Here is an 18,468-nt window from a genome sequence, read left to right on the forward strand (position 1 = left end):
ACACCGGAGCGGGGGATCGACGATACTGGGGCCGATGAGACTGACTGTTTTCTGGCACAACATGTACGAGCAGTTCGGCGAGGCGTACGCGCAGAGCCTGGCCAAGGACTACGTGATCGAGGGGCTGGGCTCGCGCACCGTCGAGGGGGCGCTCGCCGACGGGGTCGCGGCCAAGGAGGTCTGGCGGGCCGTCTGCGACGCGTTCGACCTCCCGGCCGCGGCGCGCTGACCACAGGGGAGAAGAGGGGGGACGCGTTCGCGCGTTCGAACGGAAATCGAACAGGGGTTCGGGTAGGCTGGGTTTTCCACAGGCCGACGCCGGACATCGCGATTGTCGGACCGACCGCGTAGCGTCGTGCGCATCATGAAGAAGAAGGCATCGACCCAACAGGGGTATCCCGTGGCATCTGGAGACCGAGAGAAGGCTCTCGAAACCGCCCTCGCGCAGATCGAGCGGCAGTTCGGCAAGGGCTCCGTCATGCGCCTGGGCGACGACGACCGTCCGCCCATCGAGGCCATCCCCACCGGGGCGATCGCCCTCGACGTGGCGCTGGGCATCGGCGGCATCCCGCGCGGCCGGATCATCGAGGTGTACGGCCCCGAGTCCAGCGGTAAGACCACCGTCGCGCTGCACGCGGTGGCCAACGCGCAGCGGATGGGCGGCATCGCCGCGTTCGTCGACGCCGAGCACGCGCTGGACCCCGAGTACGCCAAGAAGATCGGCGTCGACACCGACAACCTGCTGCTGTCCCAGCCGGACACCGGCGAGCAGGCGCTGGAGATCGTCGACATGCTGATCCGCTCCGGCGCCGTCTCCATCATCGTCATCGACTCCGTGGCGGCCCTGGTGCCCCGCGCCGAGATCGAGGGCGAGATGGGCGACAGCCACGTCGGCCTGCAGGCCCGGCTCATGTCGCAGGCGCTGCGCAAGATCGCCGGCGCGCTCAACCAGACCGGCACCACCGCGATCTTCATCAACCAGCTCCGCGAGAAGGTCGGCGTGATGTTCGGCTCCCCGGAGACCACCAGCGGTGGCCGGGCGCTGAAGTTCTACTCGTCGGTGCGCCTGGACGTGCGCCGCATCGAGACCCTCAAGGACGGCACCGACGCGGTCGGCAACCGCACCCGCGTCAAGGTCGTCAAGAACAAGGTCGCGCCGCCCTTCAAGCAGGCCGAGTTCGACATCCTGTACGGGGTGGGCGTCTCCCGCGAGGGCAGCCTCATCGACCTGGGCGTGGAGCACGGCATCGTGCGCAAGTCGGGCGCCTGGTACACCTACGACGGCACCCAGCTCGGCCAGGGCAAGGAGAACGCGCGCAACTTCCTGCGCGACAACTCCGACATCGCCAACGAGGTCGAGAAGAAGATCAAGGAGAAGCTGGGCGTCTCCACCGGCGACGACAGCGCCTCGGGTCCGGAGGACCCCAAGGCCGCGGCCGCCGACAAGGCCCCTGCGGACAAGGCGGCCCCCGCCGCGGCTCCGGCGGCGGCCGACAAGGCCCCCGCCAAGAAGGCCCCGGCCAAGACCACCACCGTCAAGGCGCCCGCGACGGATGCGTGAGGCCGACACCCCGCCGGACGGCGACGGCCCCGACGCCGCGCCGTCGTCCGGCGGGGAGAAGGCACTGAACAGGGCCCGCACCCTGGCCCTGCGGATGCTCGCGCACAAGCCGCGCACCGCCGCGCAGCTGGAGGCCGGCCTGCTCCGCCGCGGCCACGAGGAAGAGGTCGTGGCCGCGGTCATGGAGGAGTGCACGCGGGCCGGACTGGTCGATGACGCCGTCTTCTCCCGCGCCTGGGTGAGCTCGCGCCACCACGGCCGGGGGCTGTCCCGTGCCGCGCTCACCCGTGAGCTGCGCACCCGCGGCGTGGCCGAGGAGACCGTGCGCGACGCGGTCGCCGAACTCGGCGACGAGGAGGAGGCGGCCGCCGCCCGGGCCCTGGCCCGGCGCAGCCTCTCCGGCAGCCGCGGCCGCGAGCGTGAGACCCGCGTCCGCCGCGCCCTGGGCGTCCTGGCCCGCAAGGGCTACGGCGGCGGCCTGTCCTACCGGATCGTCCGCGAGGAACTGGAGGCCGAGGGCCTCGACCTCGACCCGGACTTCCCGGAGTGAGCCTCACCCCGGTGGACGTGCCGCGGCGGTGGCGGCCGGAGTGGGAGTACACCGTGACGGAGGATGCGACATGACCGAGGAGGCCGTCCCGATCCTGCGGGTGGCCGACGCGGAGGCGGCGGTGCGGTGGTACGCGCGGCTGGGGTTCGCGTTCGGCTGGGAGCACCGGTTCGAGCCGGGGTTCCCGGCGTTCGTCGAGGTGCACCGGGGGCGGGTCCGGCTGTTCCTGTCGGAGCACGAGGGGGACGCGCGGCCGGACACCCTGGTCTACCTGCGGCTGAACGACATCGACGCCGTGGCCGCCGAGTTCGGCGTCCCGGTGGAGGAGGCGCCGTGGGGCCGCGAGCTGGAACTGCGCGACCCCGACGGCAACCGGCTGCGCATCGGCGTCCCGACCGACTGAGCGGTCAGGCCTCGGGGGTCCGGGCGGCCGGCTCGGCGACCGGTGCCGCGGCGTCCGGCTCCGGGGCGGGCTCCCCGCCGGGGGCCTCCGCGGCGGCCGCGCCGTCCGGCGGGGCCTGGACCGGTTCGGGTTCGGGCTCCGGTTCGGGGCGCGGGGCGGGCGGCTCGGTGGCGAGCTCCAGCGGCGGCGCGTCCGACGCGAACCCGAACACCCGCGCGTACAGCGCCAGCTCGGCCTCCAGCGACTCCCTGCGCGCCTTCTCCCCGGTGAACCCGTGCGCCTCGCCCTCGAACTCCACCAGCGCGTACGGCACCTTCCGCCCGCCCAGCGCCGTCGCCATGGCGAACGCCTGGTCCGGGGTCACCACCGGGTCGTCCAGGCCCTGGAGCAGCAGCACCGGCACGTCGATCTCCGAGGCCAGGTTGATCGGCGACCGCTCCCGGTAGCGCTCCACGAACCCCGGCAGCAGGCCCACCAGCGTGTCCAGGAACCGCGACTCGAAGTCGTGGGTGGTGCGCACCAGCCCCAGCAGGTCGGTCACCCCGAAGTAGGACACCCCGCAGGCGAACACGTCCCCGGTGACCGCCACCAGCGCCGTGTACCCGCCCGCGCTCGGCCCGCGCACCGCCAGCCGCTCGGGGTCGGCCTCGCCCCGCTCCACCAGGGCCCGGGCCACGGCGGTGACGTCCTCGACGTCCACCACGCCCCACTCCTTGTGCAGGCGCTTGCGGTAGGAGCGCCCGTACCCGGTGGACCCGCCGTAGTTGACGTCCACCACGCCGATGCCCCGGCTGGTGAAGTACGCCTTGAAGGGGTCGAACGCGGTCGTGGCGTGCGACACCGGGCCGCCGTGCACCCACACCGCGTACGGCGCGGGCCCCGCCGCCGTGTGCTCCGGGTGGGTGGGCGGGTAGACGTTGGCGTGCACCGGGGCCCCGTAGCGGCCCGGGAACGTGGCCTTGCGGGGCACCGGCAGGTAGGCGGTGTCGGGGACCGACTCCATCGACCCGCGCAGCACCTCCACCCGCCCGGTGGCCGGGTCCAGCCGGACCAGCGACTGCGGGACGGTCGGCGAGGCCGCCACGCCCACGACGGTGCGCCCGTCGGTGTCGAGCATCGACCACGACGTCAGGTCGGTGTCCACCGGGGCCAGGTCCAGGGTGTCGGGGTCGTACACGCCCGGCACCATGTCGGCGTCGCCGTGCAGCGCCACCACCTTCCCCGAGTCCAGCACGCAGAACGACCGGTCGCCCAGTCGCCCCGGCGGGGAGTGGAACTCCTCCTCGGCCGGGTACAGCGCGATCGCCGGGCCGGTGAGCCCCACCTGGTACAGGTTCCAGAAGCCCGGCCAGTCCGAGGCCGCGTACAGGGAGGTGTCGTCGATCCACACCGGGGAGACCACCGACTCCTCCGAGGAGCCCTTGAGCGTGTACTCGCCGGTCAGCCCGTCCCCGTCGAACAGGCCCATCCGCAGCTCGGTGCCGTCCCAGGGCATCTTGGGGTGGTTCCACCGCACGTACGCCAGCCTGGTCCCGTCGGGGGAGGGGGTGGGGGAGGCGTAGAAGTCGGCGCCCGAGACGATCTCGCGCACGGCGGACGGGTCGGAGGCGCCCCGGCCCGACAGCGGCACCGACACGATCGACCGCCGCACCGTGCCCTGGGAGTGCTGCTCGCGCACGCACAGGACGCTGCGGCCGTCGGGCCCCAGCGTCGGCTCCGCGTAGCGCAGCGCCGCGGGCCCGTCCGGTTCGGGGGTGAGCGGGACCGGCGCGGCGGCGCCGTGCTCCAGCAGGTACAGGCGCTGGTCGGGGGAGTTGACGAAGACGACGCCCATGCGCACCAGCGCCTTGTCGTCGCGCCGGGGCACGGGGCGGAAGGCCCGGCCCCCGTACTCGTGCACGCGGCTGCCCACGCTCCACGGGGCGGCCAGCAGCTCGGTCAGGGTGCCGTCGGCGCCGCGCCGCATGATGGTCCGGCGGCCCTCCTCGGGCCGGCTCTCCTCCCACCACACCTCGTCGCCCACCACGGAGGGGAAGGCGAGGGCGCGCACCCCACGGGCGACGTCGGCGGCGCTGATGGGCGATGGCCAGGAGCCGTGGCTCGACAGTTCAGACATATCCCGCTCAGGATGGGTCGTGGGGTGTATCCGATGACATGTCGACCTTAGTCCTCGCGGGGCCGCGTGTGCAGTCCCGCCGGATCCCGTATCCGTCTTGTGAGGGTCCGCCCGCCCCGCCGGGGCGGGAACGCCGACGGCCCCGTCCACGGGGTGGACGGGGCCGTCGAACGGGTGCCGGGGACTAGGGCTTCTTGGGCCCCGCCGTGCCGTCGGGCCCCTCGGAGGGGCCCTCCGAGGCGGCCGCACCGGCGGCCGTCCCGGTGGCGTCGACCGCGGCCGGGGCGCCGCCGGCCGCGGTGGGCCGGGCCGAGACGCGGCCGCGCCGTGCGTTGCGGCGCTCCAGCCAGATCGCCAGCCGGCTCAGGGCGATGTTGATGATGATGTAGATGATCGCGCAGATGATCGCCGCCGGGATCACGTTGCTCTCCCGGGTCGCCAGCAGCGTGAAGCTGCGCAGCAGCTCCGGGAAGGCGACGATGTAGCCGAGCGCGGAGTCCTTGAGCAGGACCACCAGCTGGGCGACGATCGCCGGCATCATCGACGTGATCGCCTGCGGGATCAGGATCTGCCACATCGTCTGCGTCCGGGTCATGCCGATGGCCTGGGCGGCCTCGGACTGGCCCTTGGGCACCGCCAGGATGCCCGCCCGGAACACCTCCGCCAGCACCGACCCGTTGTACAGGGTCAGGCCGGTGACGACCGCGGCCAGCGCGGTCACCTGGAAGGTGCCGGTCGGGATGTCGAACACCTGCCAGGCGACGATCGGCAGCGCCATGGTGAAGAAGATCAGCATCAGCAGCGGGATGCCGCGGAAGAACTCCACGACGGCCCCGGCGGGGATGCGGATCCAGGCGTGCTCGGACAGCCGGCCGATACCGAAGACCAGGCCGAACACGACGGCCAGCACCGACGCGGTCAGCGCCGCGGTCAGGGTGTTCTGCAGACCGGGGATGACGTAGCCGGTCCACGTGTCGGGCCGCAGGAACGGCTCCCACATGTCGGCCGCCCACTGGCCGTCCGGGTTGACCGCCCAGGTGGCCGCCGAGAACAGCGGGCCCTCCCGGTCGGTCAGGGTCCGGTTGAACCCCAGGTACAGGACGGCCAGGCCGACCAGGGCCAGGAGCACGGTCAGGACCGTGTAGATGACGTTGCGCCGCCGTGCGCGGGGGCCGGGGGCGTCGAAGAGGACCGAGGTCTGGGCGCTCATCGGACCACCGCCACGCGCTTGGACAGCCAGCCGAAGAAGTAACCCGTCGGCAGGGTCAGGATCAGGAAGCCGATCGCGAACCCGACGAAGGTCGGCAGGACCGGCGCGATGCCCTGGTCGAACATGAGCTTCATCTGCCGGGACGCCTCCTGGACGCCCAGCCCCGCAACGGAGGCGACGGTCGTGTTCTTGGTGAGCGCGATGAGCACACTGCCCAGCGGGCCCACGACGGTGCGCAGTGCCTGGGGGATGACGATCAGGCGGAGGTTCTGGGTGAAGGTCAGACCCAGGGAACGGGCTGCTTCGACCTGTCCGAGCGGGATGGTGTTGATACCCGACCGCAGCGATTCGGAGACGAAGCAGGAGGTGTAGGCGGACAGTCCGATGACCGCCCACCAGAACACGTCAAGGGCGACGGTGTCGCTGAAGCTCAGCCCCAGGGCGCTGTTGAGGCCCAGGCCGCAGAAGAGCAGCACCAGGGTCAACGGGGTGTTCCGGACACCTTCCACGTAGGCGGTGGACAGGCCGCGCAGCAGCGGGACGGGGGAGACCCGCATCGCGGTGAGCAGGATGCCCAGGATGAACGAGAACAGGGCGCTGAGGAGGGTGAGCCGGACGGTCCATGAGAAACCGTCGACAACCCTGTCGATATTGCTGAGAAAGGCTTCCATGGGTCCCAGCCGGTCAAGGGCCGGGAGGTGGCGCCGGGACGTCCCGGCCCCACCTCCCGGACGGGGTCAGATGGCGGACTTACTCGCAGGTGTCGAGCGCGGGCTGGGTCTCCTCGAAGGCGAAGTCGGTCTCACCGAAGGCCGACTCCAGGTACTCGGTGGCCGCGCCCTCCTCCCACATCTTGGTGATGGCCGCGTTGACCTGCTCGCAGAGCTCGGTGGAGCCCTCGGGCATGCCGACGCCGTACTTCTCCTCGCCGAACGGGTTGTTGACCATCCGGTACTCGCCCGGGTTCTGGGCGGCGAAGCCCGCGAGGATGGTGTTGTCGGTGGTCACCGCGTCGACGGTGCCGTTGCCGAGCAGCTCCAGGCACTCGGAGTAGTTGCCGGCCTCGCGCAGCTGGGCGTCGACGCCCAGGCCGCCGTCCTCCTCGGAGTCGACGATGTTGTTGGCCGAGCGGGAGCCGGAGGCCGAGCACAGGGTCTTGCCCTCGAGGTCCTCGGGGCCGTTGATGTCGGTGTTGTCGGCCTGGGTCAGGATGTCCTGCTGGGCGATGTAGTACGGGCCGCCGAAGTCCACGACCTGGCGGCGCTCGTCGGTGATCGAGTAGGTGGCGAAGATCAGGTCGACGGTGCCCTGCTGGAGGAAGGACTCGCGGTTGGCGGAGGCGGCCTCGGTCCACTCGATCTGGTCCGGGGTGTAGCCGAGCTCGCCGGCGACGTAGGTGGCGACGTCCACGTCGAAGCCGACGGGGGTGCCGCCCTCGTCCAGGCCCAGGCCCGGCTGGTCGTACTTGACACCGATGGTGATGGTGTCGCCACCGCCGTTGCCCTCGCCGCCGCCTTCGCCGCCCTCGCCGCCGACCTCGGCGGTGCCACAGGCGGTGAGGGCGAGCGCCAGGGCCGCGGCGCTGCCCAGAGCGGTGCTGATGCGACGGACTCGCATTGGGGATACCTCTTCCTTGAGATGCGTGCGAAGCTCATGGCCCGGTGGGCCGGGGGACTGCTAGTGGGTCAGGATCTTCGAGAGGAAGTCCTGGGCCCGCTCCGACTGCGGGTTGGTGAAGAACTCGTCGGGCGTGTTCTCCTCGACGATCTCGCCGTCGGCCATGAACACGACCCGGTTGGCGGCGCGGCGGGCGAATCCCATCTCGTGGGTGACCACGACCATGGTCATGCCCTCGCTCGCGAGGTCGGTCATGACGTCGAGGACCTCCTGGACCATCTCCGGGTCCAGGGCGGAGGTCGGCTCGTCGAAGAGGATGACCTTCGGATTCATCGCCAGGGCACGGGCGATGGCCACGCGCTGCTGCTGTCCGCCGGACAGCTGCGCCGGGTACTTGTGGGCCTGGTTGCCGATACGGACCCGCTCCAGCAGTTCCATGCCGCGGGCCTCGGCCTCGCCCTTGGGCTTGCGCAGCACCTTCATGGGTCCCAGCGTCACGTTCTGCAACACGGTCTTGTGCGCGAACAGGTTGAAGGACTGGAACACCATGCCCACGTCGCTGCGCAGGCGCGCGAGCGCGCGGCCCTCGGCCGGGAGCGGCTGTTCGTCGAGGGTGATCACGCCGGAGTCGATCGTCTCCAGGCGGTTGATCGTGCGGCACAGTGTCGACTTGCCGGAACCGGACGGCCCGATGACGACTACCACCTCGCCGGAGTTAACCGTCAGATTGATGTCGCGGAGCACGTGCAGGTCGCCGAAGTGCTTGTTGACGTTCTCCAGCACGACGAGAGGAGTTGAGGTCATGGTCGGAACCTAGTGGGTCGATGTTGCGGTGTCATCACTAAAAACGTGGGCCGCAAACGGAGTGGCTGACTTGTTACGGCGTGATCGATGAAACCGTTATGCGGACGGAGCGTAGGTACGCGTTTCGTCACTCACTGTACTGGAATCGTTTCCAGCCGTTCTGGAGGCCGCATTGTTCGGTCATCAGAAGACAGCACCTTTCTCGCAGTTCATGTGTCCGATATCCGTTCGGCCGGTCACTAAACCGGTTCCGGGGGGCGGGGTGCGGAGAGTGACCCCCGTCCGCGGCGGCCTTGGGCGGTCCGCGACACCGGATAGCCTGAGGACGTGAGCCAGAGTCGTACCTACCAAGTGCGGACCTACGGCTGCCAGATGAACGTCCACGACTCCGAGCGCCTCTCCGGTCTGCTGGAGGACGCTGGGTACGCGCGCGCAGCCGAGGACACCACCGCGGACATCGTCGTCTTCAACACCTGTGCGGTCCGGGAGAACGCGGACAACCGCCTGTACGGCAACCTCGGGCACCTGCGCCCGGTCAAGGACGCCAACCCCGGCATGCAGATCGCCGTGGGCGGCTGCCTGGCGCAGAAGGACCGCGGTGAGATCGTCCGGCGCGCCCCCTGGGTCGACGTCGTGTTCGGCACCCACAACATCGGTTCCCTGCCGGCCCTGCTGGAGCGCGCCCGCGTCCAGAAGGAGGCGCAGGTCGAGATCGCGGAGTCGCTGGAGCACTTCCCCTCCACGCTGCCCAGCCGCCGCGAGTCGGCGTACGCGGCGTGGGTGTCGATCTCGGTCGGGTGCAACAACACCTGCACCTTCTGCATCGTCCCGGCGCTGCGCGGCAAGGAGCAGGACCGCCGCCCCGGCGACATCCTCGCCGAGGTGCGGGCCCTGGTCGCCGAGGGCGTCAGCGAGATCACCCTGCTCGGCCAGAACGTCAACGCCTACGGCAGCGGCTTCGGCGACCGGCAGGCGTTCTCCAAGCTGCTGCGCGCCTGCGGTGAGATCGAGGGGCTGGAGCGGGTCCGCTTCACCTCCCCGCACCCGCGCGACTTCACCGACGACGTCATCGAGGCGATGGCGCAGACCCCCAACGTGATGCCGCAGCTGCACATGCCGCTGCAGTCGGGGTCCAGCCGCGTCCTCAAGGCGATGCGCCGCTCCTACCGCCAGGAGCGCTTCCTGGGCATCGTGGAGAAGGTGCGCGAGGCCATGCCGCAGGCCGCCATCACCACCGACATCATCGTGGGCTTCCCCGGCGAGACCGAGGAGGACTTCGAGGAGACGCTGCACGTGGTCCGCGAGGCCCGCTTCGCGGCCGCGTTCACGTTCCAGTACTCCAAGCGCCCCGGCACCCCCGCCGCCACGATGGACGGCCAGGTGCCGCCGGAGGTCGTCAAGGAGCGCTACCAGCGGCTGGTCGACCTCCAGGAGCAGATCTCCTGGGAGGAGAACAAGAAGCTGGTCGGCACCGAGGTCGAGCTGCTGGTGGCCGAGGGCGAGGGCCGCAAGGACGGCGAGCGCCGCCGCCTGTCCGGCCGCGCCCCCGACAACCGTCTCGTGCACTTCGCCGTGGGCGACGCCGAGGAGCCCCGGCCCGGCGACGTGGTGACCGTCGAGGTCACCTACGCCGCGCCGCACCACCTGGTGTCCGACTCCGGGGTGCGCGACCTGCGCCGCACCCGCGCCGGGGACGCCTGGGCCGCCCGCAACGGCGAGCCCGCCGCGGACCGCAGGCCCGAGGTCCTGCTGGGCATGCCGCGCGTCGGCAGGCCCGCCGAGCAGCCCGCCCCCGTCGGCGGCTGCGACCTCGTCTGACCCGAGGCGTGGAACGGCCCCGGTGCGCGAGCACCGGGGCCGTCGCCGTCCCCGGACCGGTCGGCCCCGGGGCCCGGCCTCCGGCTCACCGAAGCGGACCGGCAGGCCGGGCGCCCCGTAGGCCGTTGGGCCGGGGGTGCGGGCCGGGGCGTGGCGCCGCCCCGGCCCACACGTCCTAGAGCAGCACGTACAGGTCCTCGAACCGTACGAACGCCAGGTTGGGCTGGCGCACCGGCGGGCGCGCGGGGTCCAGCGCCAGCCCGGGGAAGGCGGCCAGCAGCGCGGCGAGCGCCTCCTGCCCCTCCGCCCGGGCCAGCGCCGCGCCCAGGCAGTAGTGGAGCCCGTGCCCGAAGGCCAGGTGCGCCTCGCCGGGCTCGCCCCGGTGCCGGGTGATGTCGAACCGCTCCGGCTCGGGGTGCACCCGGGGGTCGCGGTTGGCCCCCGCGGCCATGGCGATCACGGCGGTGCCCGCCGGGATGGTCGTGGTGGACAGCTCGACGTCCTCGGTCGCGAACCGCGGCCGGGTCTGGAACACCGGGCCGCACCAGCGCAGCATCTCGTGGACCGCCGACGGCATCAGGCCGGGGTCCTCCCGCAGCGCGGCCAGCTGGTCGGGGTGGGTGAGCAGGGCGTGGGTCCCGTTGGCGATGAGGTTGGCGGTGGTCTCGTGACCGGCGACGACCAGGGTGATGATCATCGTGATCAGCTCCTCCTCCGAGAGCCGGTCGCCGTCCTCGTCGCGGACCCGGACCAGGTCGCCGAGCAGGTCGTCGTACTCGTGCTCGCGGTGCAGCGCGATGAGGCGCCGGGAGGCGTCCACCAGGGAGCCGACCGTCCGGTTCATCGCCTCCAGGTCGGAGAACTTGAACGAGGTGAGGGTGTGCCCCCACTCCCGCCAGGGCGTCCGCTCCTCCTCGGGCACCCCGAGCAGGTCGCAGATGACGGCGATCGGCAGCGGGTAGGTGAAGTGGTCGACCAGGTCCACGGACGCGCCCTCGACGCGGTCGGGCAGGCCGGCGATGAGCTTCTCGGCGATGGAGCGGATGCGCGGGCGCATCGCCTCGATCCGGCGCACGGTGAAGGTGCGCGAGACCAGCTTGCGCAGCCGGACGTGGTCGACCCCGTCCTTGTCCAGCAGGCCCTCGCTGATGTGGGTGATCAGTTCGGGCCGCATGCCCATGGCCAGCAGCAGTTCCGGCCGGGACGGCACCGTCCGCTCGCCGGGCAGGTTCTCGGCGTTGATGACGAACCGGCGGTCGCTCAGGATGGTGCGGGCGTCGGCGTCGTCCACGACCAGCCGCATCTCCATGCCGCCCATGGTGGCGCGGGCCCGCGCTCCGGCGGCGCGGACGCGCTCCAGCAGTTCGACGTGGTCGAGGTCGGCCGGCGGGGCCGTCAGTTCGAACAGGGTCTGAGTGCTCATGTGCCCTCCCGGGCGTTCACTCGGTGGATGGGAGGTACTCCTCCAGCGCCTTGCGCGCCCACCCCATGAGCCCCTCGAACAGGGCGAGGACCTCGGGTCGGGCGGCGAGCAGCGCGTCGGGGTCGGCGTCCTCCTCCAGGCTCCGCCGCACGGACTCGCCGAGGATGTCGGCGCGCACCCGCGCTTCGGGGACCGGGTAGGACTGCCGGGACAGCAGGGGCGGTGCGACCAGTCCGCCCAGGACGGACGAGACGAACAGGTAGTTCTGCTCCTCGACCGGCCGGTCGGTGCGCAGCAGGCCGTGCCCGCGCAGGACCGTGAAGTACTCCTGCATCACGCGGGCCCGCAGGCCGATCAGCCCGCTCTGGGTGGTGCCGACCGTTTCGACGATGCCGCCCAGGGTCTGCGGGTCGCGGGCGAGGATGGCCTTGACCAGCGGTGTCTCGTGCTGTGTCAGGTAGATCCAGCGGGCGGTGGCCCCCGGCATGATCGCCGCGGGGTCGGTTCTCATGGCCTCGATGAGCCGGGTGCCGACCTCCAGCTGGACCCGGACCACGACCAGCCCGAACAGCACCTCCTTGGTGGGGAAGTGCAGGTAGACCGTGCCCTTGCCGACACCCGCCCGGCGGGCCACGTCCTCCATGGTGATCTTGCCGTAGCCCAGCGAGAGGAGTAGTTCGCCCGCGGCGTCGAGGATGCGCACCGCTCGGCGGGCGCGTTCGGCGTCGCGGGGGGTTCCTGCGGTCGTGACCACTGTCGCTCCTGTGGCTCGGGGAATGTCGGGAGACCTGTCGGCCCATGCCCTCATGTTCCCGCACCCCCGATCCGTGGTCGCGCGATCCGTGACCGCGTGACCAGATTTCAAATCCGGTCACGCAGTCAAAACTAGGCCGTCGCGGTGCCCCTGGCAAGCCCCCGGCCCGGCGGGAGGGACACGGGAGGCGAAGGGGGAGGAAGGGGCGGAAAAGAAAGCGGGGGGCGTGCCTTCGGGCACGCCCCCCGGGTGTTCCGGTCGCGGTTACAGGTTCCGCGGGACCATCGTCGCGATGTCCACCAGCGCCTCGCCGGGCTCGTCGCCGGTCGCCGACAGCGCCGTGTCCACCTGGTGCAGCGCCCGCTCCACCAGGTCGGGCGCGTCGTAGGGCAGCCAGCGCACCCGCGGGTCGCGGCGGAACCACGACTCCTGCCGCCGGGCGAACCGGCGGGTGGCCTGGGCGGTCGCCGCCCGCGCCTCCTCCTCCGACAGCTCCCCGTCCAGCTGCGCCAGCGCCTGGGCGTACCCCAGCGCCTTGGACGCGGTGCGGCCCTCGCGCAGCCCCAGACGGTCCAGCTCGCGGACCTCGTCGACCAGGCCCTGCTCCCACATGCGGTCCACCCGCAGGTCGATGCGGGGGTCCAGGTCCGGGCGCGGGGCGGTCAGACCGATCTGCGTGCACGGGTAGAACGACGCGTGGTCGGGCATGGTCGCGGTGAACGGCCGCCCGGTCAGCTCGATGACCTCCAGCGCCCGCACGATCCGGCGCCCGTTGCCGGGCAGGATCGCCCGCGCCGCCGCCGGGTCGGCCTCGGCCAGCCGGGCGTGCAGCACCCCCGGGCCCACCTCGGCCAGCTCCGCCTCCAGCCGGGCGCGCACCTGCGGGTCGGTGCCGGGGAACTCCAGGTGGTCCAGGACCGCCCGCACGTACAGCCCGGAGCCGCCCACCAGGATCGGCAGGACGTCCCGGTCGGCGCAGTCCTCCACCAGCTCGCGCGCCAGCGTCTGGTAGCTGGCGACGTCCGCGGGCTCGGTGACGTCCCAGATGTCGAGCAGGTGGTGGGGCACGCCCCGCCGCTCCTCCCGGCGGAGCTTGGCGGTGCCGATGTCCATCCCCCGGTACAGCTGCATGGAGTCGGCGTTGATCACCTCGCCGCGGCGCCCCGTGCGCTCTTCCAGGCGCAGGGCCAGCTCCACTGCCAGGTCGGACTTGCCCACGGCGGTCGGACCCACGACCGCGATCACCTTGATCATCCCCCCAGCCTAAGCGGCCCGCGGGCGTCGCCGGGCACGTGCGGGCACTACGCTGGGCGCATGCGATTCGCCAAGGGCCACGGAACCGAGAACGACTTCGTGATCCTCCCCGACCCCGACGGGGAGCTCCGCCTCACGGAGGCGGACGTCCGCCTGCTGTGCGACCGGCGCGCCGGGATCGGCGGCGACGGCATCCTGCGCGTGGTGCGCACCCGGCTCCTGGGCGAGGCGCTCGCCCCGTCCGCCCGGACCGCCGAGCGCACCGAGTGGTTCATGGACTACCGCAACGCCGACGGCAGCATCGCCGAGATGTGCGGCAACGGGGTGCGGGTGTTCGCCCGCTACCTGCGCCACGCCGGGCTCGTGGACGCGGACCGGTTCGAGGTCGGCACCCGCGACGGGGCCAAGGAGGTCACCGTCGAGGCCGACGGCGACATCACCATAGACATGGGCCGCGTGGAGCGGCTGGGCACCTCCGCGGCCCGGCTGGCCGACCGCACGGTGGAGGGCGTCCGCATCTCCGTGGGCAACCCCCACCTGGCCTGCGAGGTCTCCGCGCCGGTCGCCGAGGTGGACCTGCGCGCCCTGCCGGCGCTGGACCCCGAGGCGTTCCCCGCCGGGGCCAACGTCGAGGTGTACAACGAGGAGGCCCCGGGCGTGCTGCGGATGCGCGTGTACGAGCGCGGCGCCGGGGAGACCCGCTCCTGCGGCACCGGCATCGTCGCCGCCGCCGCGGCCGCCACCCCGCCCGGGGAGGGCGCCACCTGGCGGGTGCGCGTCCCGGGCGGCGAGTGCACCGTGTTCCTCGACGCCGACGGGGCCCGCCTGCGCGGGCCGGCCGTCATCGTGGCCGAGGGCGAGACCTCCCTGCTCTGACCCGCCTCAGCCGCCGCCCAGCAGGCTCCGCACGGACAGGCCGCGCAGGGAGGCGTCCAGGACCCGGGCGGTGTGCGCCACCGCCATCGGGGTGCCCGCCCTCTCCAGGGCCGAGGCGATCTGCAGGGAGCAGCCGGGGTTGCCCGACACCAGCAGCCGGGCGCCGGTCGAGGCGGCGTCGGCGGCCTTGCGGTCGCCCAGCTCCCGGGCCGGTTCGGGGTTGAAGAGGTTGTAGACGCCCGCCGAGCCGCAGCAGATCTCCCTGTTCGGCAGGTCGGACAGCGTGAGCCCGGGGACGCCCGCCAGCAGCGCGCGCGGCTGGCGGGTCACGCCCTGGCCGTGGGACAGGTGGCAGGCGTCGTGGTAGGCCGCGTGCAGCGGCAGCGGGTGGCGTTCGGCCACCGGCCCCAGGTCCACCAGGAACTCGGTGAGGTCCACGACCTTGGCGGCGAACGCCCGGCCCCGCCGCACCAGGGAGTCGTCGGCCCCGGCCTGGGAGAGCACCCGCTCGGCATGGCGCATCCCCGAGCCGCAGCCCGCCGAGTTCACCACGATCCGCTCCACGCCGGCGCGCTCGAACGCCCCGATCAGCGCTTCCAGGAACCCCGCCGCCTCGGCGCCCCGCCCGGCGTGGCCCGAGAGCGCGCCGCAGCAGCCCTGGTCGCGGGGGACGACCACGTCGCAGCCCTCCAGCGCCAGGATCCGCGCCGTCGCCGTGTTCACGTCGGGGAAGAACGCGTCCTGCACGCAGCCCAGCAGCATCCCCACCCGGGCCCGCGCCCGGCCGACCGCCGGGACCAGCTCGGGGAGGGCGGGCGGCGGGGCCGACAGCGGCGGGGCGACGCGCTCCATGGTGGCCAGCGCGGGGGAGATCCGGTCCAGCAGCCCGGACCGGCGCACCAGCGCGGACGCCCCCGACGCCTGGTAGGCGCGCAGGGGGCCGCGCAGCATGCGCAGCCGCCGCCGGTGGGGGAAGAGCGCGAACACCGCGCCGCGCAGCGCCCGCTCGGGCAGCGGCCTCCGGTGCTCCTCCTCCACCCGGACCCGGGTGCGGTCGATGAGGGCGTCGTAGGCCACCCCCGAGGGGCAGGCGGTCACACAGGCCAGGCAGCCCAGGCAGTTGTCGAAGTGGCCGACGGCGGCCTCGGTGAGCACGTCGTCGTGGGTCTGCGCCATGAGGTGGATGCGCCCGCGCGGGGAGTCCATCTCCTGTCCCCACAGCACGTGGGTGGGGCAGGTGGGCAGGCAGAAGCCGCAGTGCACACAGTCGCCCAGCAGCTCCTCGAAGGGGCGGTCGGCGGCGGGGTCGGGCAGGTCGGTCACGGTCGTTCCTCCCGGGGGGTGTGCGGGGCGCCGGTCACGAAGCGCCCGGGTGCCATGCGGTGGTCGGGGTCCATGGCGTCCTTGACCGCGCGCATCACCGCGAGTCCGGGCACCTCGCCCCACAGGTCGATGCCCGCCGCGTGCAGGTGCTCCTCCGCCCGGACGACGGTCGCGGTCCAGCCGGAGTGGGAGCGGAGCCCCTCCAGGAGCACGGTGACGGCGGCCGCGGAGGCGCCCGGCGGGACGGCGGTGACCAGTGCCCCGGCCCGCGCCGACCCGGTGGTGCGCACGTCGGTGTCCACGGCCCCGCCCAGCTCGGCGGCGCGGGCCGCGGCCGCGGCGGCCTCCGCCGGGGGCACGGACAGGCGGATCAGGGTGCCCTCGGCGGGCAGCAGGCCCCAGTCGTCGGGGAGCCGGTCGGCCACCCGCACCTCCCCGGCGGGCAGCCCGGAGGCCAGGGACTCCAGCAGCCCGGCGGCCCGGGAGTCGACGCCCTCGGGGGTGCCCTCCAGCACGACGCGCAGGCGCGACCGCCCCTCCACGGGCCAGTCGAGTTCCACCGCGGCGGGCACGGCGTGGCTCGCCCGCAGCACGGTGAGGCGGCGTTCGGCGTGGGCGAGGGAGGGCAGCGGCAGCTCCAGCAGCCGCAGCGCCGGGGGCAGGGGGTGCAGGCGGAAGGCGGCGGAGGCGATGACGCCCAGGGTGCCGTACCCGCCGACGTGCAGCTTGGCGAGGTCGTAGCCGGCGACGTTCTTGACCACCCGGCCGCCGCTGCGGGCCACCACCCCGTCCGGGCGCACCACCGTCATGCCGATGACCAGGTCCCGCAGCGCCCCGGTGAGCAGCCGCCGCGGCCCCGCCAGGCCGGTGGCCAGCAGCCCGCCCACGGTCCCCCCGGCGCGGACCGGGTCGACCGACAGGCGCTGGCCCGCCTTCGCGAGCACCGCCGAGAGCTCGGCCACCGGCGTGCCCGCGCCGACCTCCACCACCAGGTCGCCCGCGTCGTGGTCGATCCGGACCAGCCCGCCGGTGTCCACCAGCAGGTCGGCGGAGGCCGGCCGGCCTCCCCAGTCCAGGGCGGTGCCGCCGCCGCGGACGGCCACCGACCACCCGTTCCGGGCCGCCTCCGCCAGCAGCCCCGCCAGTCCGTCCACGTCCCGCGGGCGCGCCGCGCGCGCCGGGACGACGCCGCACACGGCGTCCTCCGGCCCGCCCGCGCGGACGCCCTCGATCCCCTGCCGCGTCACACCGGTCCCTTCGCTCAGAACTGCTCGGCCCGACCCGACTCCACCAGCGGGTGCACACCCGTGCGCACGCCCGGCCTCTCCCCGCACAGGCGCGGGGTGGGCAGCAGCTTGTACGGGTTGGCGATGCCCTCCGGGTCCAGGGCCCTCCGGAACAGGTCGAAGGTCGCCAGGTCGTCGGGGGAGTACATGCGCGGCATCTTGCACGCCTTGTCCACGCCCACCCCGTGTTCGCCGGTGATGGACCCGCCGTGCTCCACGCACAGGTCGAGGATGGCCCCCGAGACCTCCTCGGCGCGTTCGCCCGCCCCGGGTTCGGCGTCGTCGAACAGCACCAGCGGATGCAGGTTGCCGTCCCCGGCGTGGAACACGTTCGCGACCCGGATGCCGCTCTCCTCCGACAGCTCGGTGATGCGGCGCAGCACCTCGGACAGGGCGGTGCGGGGCACCACCCCGTCCTGGACGATGTAGGCGGGGCTGATCCGGCCCACGGCGGCGAACGCCGACTTGCGGCCCTTCCAGATCCGGGCCCGCTCGTCGGCGTCGGCGGCGGTGCGGGTCTCGAACGACCCCGCGGCCGCGCACAGCCGGGTCACCTCGGCGAGCTCGGCCTCCACCTCGGCGGCCGGGCCGTCCAGCTCCACGATGAGCACCGCCGCGGCGCCCGCCGGGTAGTCGCAGGCCACGGCGGCCTCGGCGGCCTCGATCGCCAGGGCGTCCATCATCTCGATCGCCGAGGGCAGCACCCCGGCGGCGATGATGTCGCCGACCGCGCGCCCGCCCGCGTCCATGGAGGTGAAAGCGGCCAGCAGGGTGACAGTCCGCTCCGGCAGCCGGGTCAGGCCCACGGTGATCCGGGTGGCGACGCCCAGGGTGCCCTCGGAGCCGATGAACGCGCCGATGAGGTCGTGGCCGGGCGCGTCGGGGGCCTTGCCGCCCAGGCGGACCAGGGCGCCGTCGGGGGTGACCACGTCCAGTCCGCGCACGTGGTTGACGGTGAACCCGTACTTGAGGCAGTGCGCGCCCCCGGAGTTCTCGGCGACGTTGCCGCCCACCGAGCACACCTGCTGGCTGGAGGGGTCGGGCGCGTAGTAGTAGCCGTACGGCGCGGCGGCCCGGCTGACGTCGAGGTTGGTCACCCCGGGCTCGACCACGGCGCACTCGTTGTCGGGGTCGACCTCGACGATGCGGCGCATGCGGGAGGTGGTCAGCAGCACGCCCTCGGGGTGGGGGAGCGCGCCCCCGGACAGTCCGGTGCCCGCCCCGCGGGGGACGAACGGCACCCCGGCCCCGGCGCACAGCCCCACCACGGCGGCGACCTGCTCGGCGGTGGCGGGCAGCACCACCACGCCGGGGACCTCGCGGTGGTGGGTGATGCCGTCGCTGTCGTAGACGCGGCGCTGCGAGGTGTCGGTCAGCACGCCGTCCTCGCCGCAGATCTCCCGCAGGCGGGGGACGAGCGCGGCCACGGCGGCCGGGATCGGGTCGGCGGTATCGGGCATGGCGCCTCCCGGG

General features: G+C 73.1%; 17 protein-coding genes. 6 read left to right on the top strand and 11 right to left on the bottom strand.

The annotated features are described in order from the left end of the window. The first annotated feature begins 34 nt into the window (after positions 1-34). The 4 genes from ABZ249_RS09550 (at position 35) to ABZ249_RS09565 (ending at position 2,514) form a co-directional block, all read left to right on the top strand. Entirely contained in the window at positions 35-229 is a 195-nt protein-coding gene (locus ABZ249_RS09550) for a DUF3046 domain-containing protein (protein ID WP_220562678.1), read from the top strand. Positions 230-400: 171 nt separating this feature from the next. Further along, positions 401-1,561: a recombinase RecA gene (gene recA / locus ABZ249_RS09555; protein WP_355259715.1), complete on the top strand. Its 1,161-nt coding sequence runs from the start codon at positions 401-403 to the stop codon at positions 1,559-1,561. Beyond that, positions 1,554-2,111: a regulatory protein RecX gene (locus ABZ249_RS09560; RefSeq protein WP_355259718.1), complete on the top strand. Its 558-nt coding sequence runs from the start codon at positions 1,554-1,556 to the stop codon at positions 2,109-2,111. Before recA ends, ABZ249_RS09560 begins: the two co-directional genes overlap by 8 nt. 70 nt (positions 2,112-2,181) lie before the next feature. Then, positions 2,182-2,514 carry a glyoxalase superfamily protein gene (locus tag ABZ249_RS09565; protein WP_355259721.1) on the top strand — a complete coding sequence of 111 codons (333 nt, stop codon included), beginning with the start codon at positions 2,182-2,184 and terminating at the stop codon, positions 2,512-2,514. A 4-nt stretch (positions 2,515-2,518) separates the two neighbouring features. On the opposite strand, the gene ABZ249_RS09570 is transcribed toward ABZ249_RS09565, so the two are convergent. The 5 genes from ABZ249_RS09570 to ABZ249_RS09590 all read right to left on the bottom strand — a co-directional run bounded on the left by ABZ249_RS09570 (position 2,519) and on the right by ABZ249_RS09590 (position 8,261). After that, positions 2,519-4,630 carry a prolyl oligopeptidase family serine peptidase gene (locus ABZ249_RS09570; protein WP_355259723.1) on the bottom strand — a complete coding sequence of 704 codons (2,112 nt, stop codon included), beginning with the start codon at positions 4,628-4,630 and terminating at the stop codon, positions 2,519-2,521. 184 nt (positions 4,631-4,814) lie between these two features. Beyond that, on the bottom strand, positions 4,815-5,840 hold the full coding sequence (locus ABZ249_RS09575) for an amino acid ABC transporter permease (protein WP_355259726.1): 1,026 nt from the start codon (positions 5,838-5,840) through the stop codon (positions 4,815-4,817). Beyond that, positions 5,837-6,511 (bottom strand): amino acid ABC transporter permease, encoded by a 675-nt coding sequence (locus tag ABZ249_RS09580; RefSeq protein ID WP_220562672.1) that lies wholly within the window; start codon positions 6,509-6,511, stop codon positions 5,837-5,839. Before ABZ249_RS09580 ends, ABZ249_RS09575 begins: the two co-directional genes overlap by 4 nt. A gap of 79 nt (positions 6,512-6,590) precedes the next feature. Further along, positions 6,591-7,457, bottom strand: coding sequence for a glutamate ABC transporter substrate-binding protein (locus tag ABZ249_RS09585; protein ID WP_355259729.1), 867 nt, complete (start codon positions 7,455-7,457; stop codon positions 6,591-6,593). Between the two features lie 60 nt (positions 7,458-7,517). Next, positions 7,518-8,261 (bottom strand): amino acid ABC transporter ATP-binding protein, encoded by a 744-nt coding sequence (locus ABZ249_RS09590; RefSeq protein WP_220562670.1) that lies wholly within the window; start codon positions 8,259-8,261, stop codon positions 7,518-7,520. A 351-nt stretch (positions 8,262-8,612) separates the two neighbouring features. Between ABZ249_RS09590 and miaB the strand changes: the two genes are divergently transcribed. Beyond that, positions 8,613-10,079 (top strand): tRNA (N6-isopentenyl adenosine(37)-C2)-methylthiotransferase MiaB, encoded by a 1,467-nt coding sequence (gene miaB, locus ABZ249_RS09595; RefSeq protein ID WP_355260251.1) that lies wholly within the window; start codon positions 8,613-8,615, stop codon positions 10,077-10,079. A 175-nt stretch (positions 10,080-10,254) separates the two neighbouring features. Here miaB and ABZ249_RS09600 read toward each other — a convergent pair whose 3' ends face one another. The 3 genes from ABZ249_RS09600 to miaA form a co-directional block, all read right to left on the bottom strand. Next, the gene (locus ABZ249_RS09600; RefSeq protein ID WP_355259733.1) at positions 10,255-11,502 is read right to left on the bottom strand and encodes a cytochrome P450; all 1,248 of its coding nucleotides are present in this window, start codon (positions 11,500-11,502) and stop codon (positions 10,255-10,257) included. A 16-nt stretch (positions 11,503-11,518) separates the two neighbouring features. Then, on the bottom strand, positions 11,519-12,256 hold the full coding sequence (locus tag ABZ249_RS09605) for a helix-turn-helix domain-containing protein (protein WP_277615490.1): 738 nt from the start codon (positions 12,254-12,256) through the stop codon (positions 11,519-11,521). Between the two features lie 264 nt (positions 12,257-12,520). Further along, complete coding sequence (miaA, locus tag ABZ249_RS09610) at positions 12,521-13,510, bottom strand: tRNA (adenosine(37)-N6)-dimethylallyltransferase MiaA (protein WP_355259736.1); 990 nt, start codon at positions 13,508-13,510, stop codon at positions 12,521-12,523. A 60-nt stretch (positions 13,511-13,570) separates the two neighbouring features. On the opposite strand from miaA, the gene dapF reads away from it, so the two are divergent. Then, positions 13,571-14,386 carry a diaminopimelate epimerase gene (dapF, locus tag ABZ249_RS09615; protein WP_355259739.1) on the top strand — a complete coding sequence of 272 codons (816 nt, stop codon included), beginning with the start codon at positions 13,571-13,573 and terminating at the stop codon, positions 14,384-14,386. 6 nt (positions 14,387-14,392) lie between these two features. On the opposite strand, the gene ABZ249_RS09620 is transcribed toward dapF, so the two are convergent. Genes ABZ249_RS09620 through ABZ249_RS09630 form a run of 3 tightly spaced genes read right to left on the bottom strand, consistent with a single transcriptional unit; the run spans position 14,393 to position 18,455 of the window. Continuing rightward, the gene (locus ABZ249_RS09620; protein ID WP_355259742.1) at positions 14,393-15,709 is read right to left on the bottom strand and encodes a (Fe-S)-binding protein; all 1,317 of its coding nucleotides are present in this window, start codon (positions 15,707-15,709) and stop codon (positions 14,393-14,395) included. Continuing rightward, positions 15,706-16,956 carry an FAD-binding oxidoreductase gene (locus ABZ249_RS09625; RefSeq protein ID WP_355259745.1) on the bottom strand — a complete coding sequence of 417 codons (1,251 nt, stop codon included), beginning with the start codon at positions 16,954-16,956 and terminating at the stop codon, positions 15,706-15,708. Before ABZ249_RS09625 ends, ABZ249_RS09620 begins: the two co-directional genes overlap by 4 nt. Before the next feature lie 14 nt (positions 16,957-16,970). Further along, positions 16,971-18,455 (bottom strand): FAD-linked oxidase C-terminal domain-containing protein, encoded by a 1,485-nt coding sequence (locus ABZ249_RS09630; protein ID WP_355259748.1) that lies wholly within the window; start codon positions 18,453-18,455, stop codon positions 16,971-16,973. Between the last annotated feature and the right edge of the window lie 13 nt (positions 18,456-18,468).

The organism is Nocardiopsis sp. NPDC006139 (assembly GCF_040614155.1).
GTDB classification, from domain to species: Bacteria; Actinomycetota; Actinomycetes; order Streptosporangiales; family Streptosporangiaceae; genus Nocardiopsis; species Nocardiopsis changdeensis.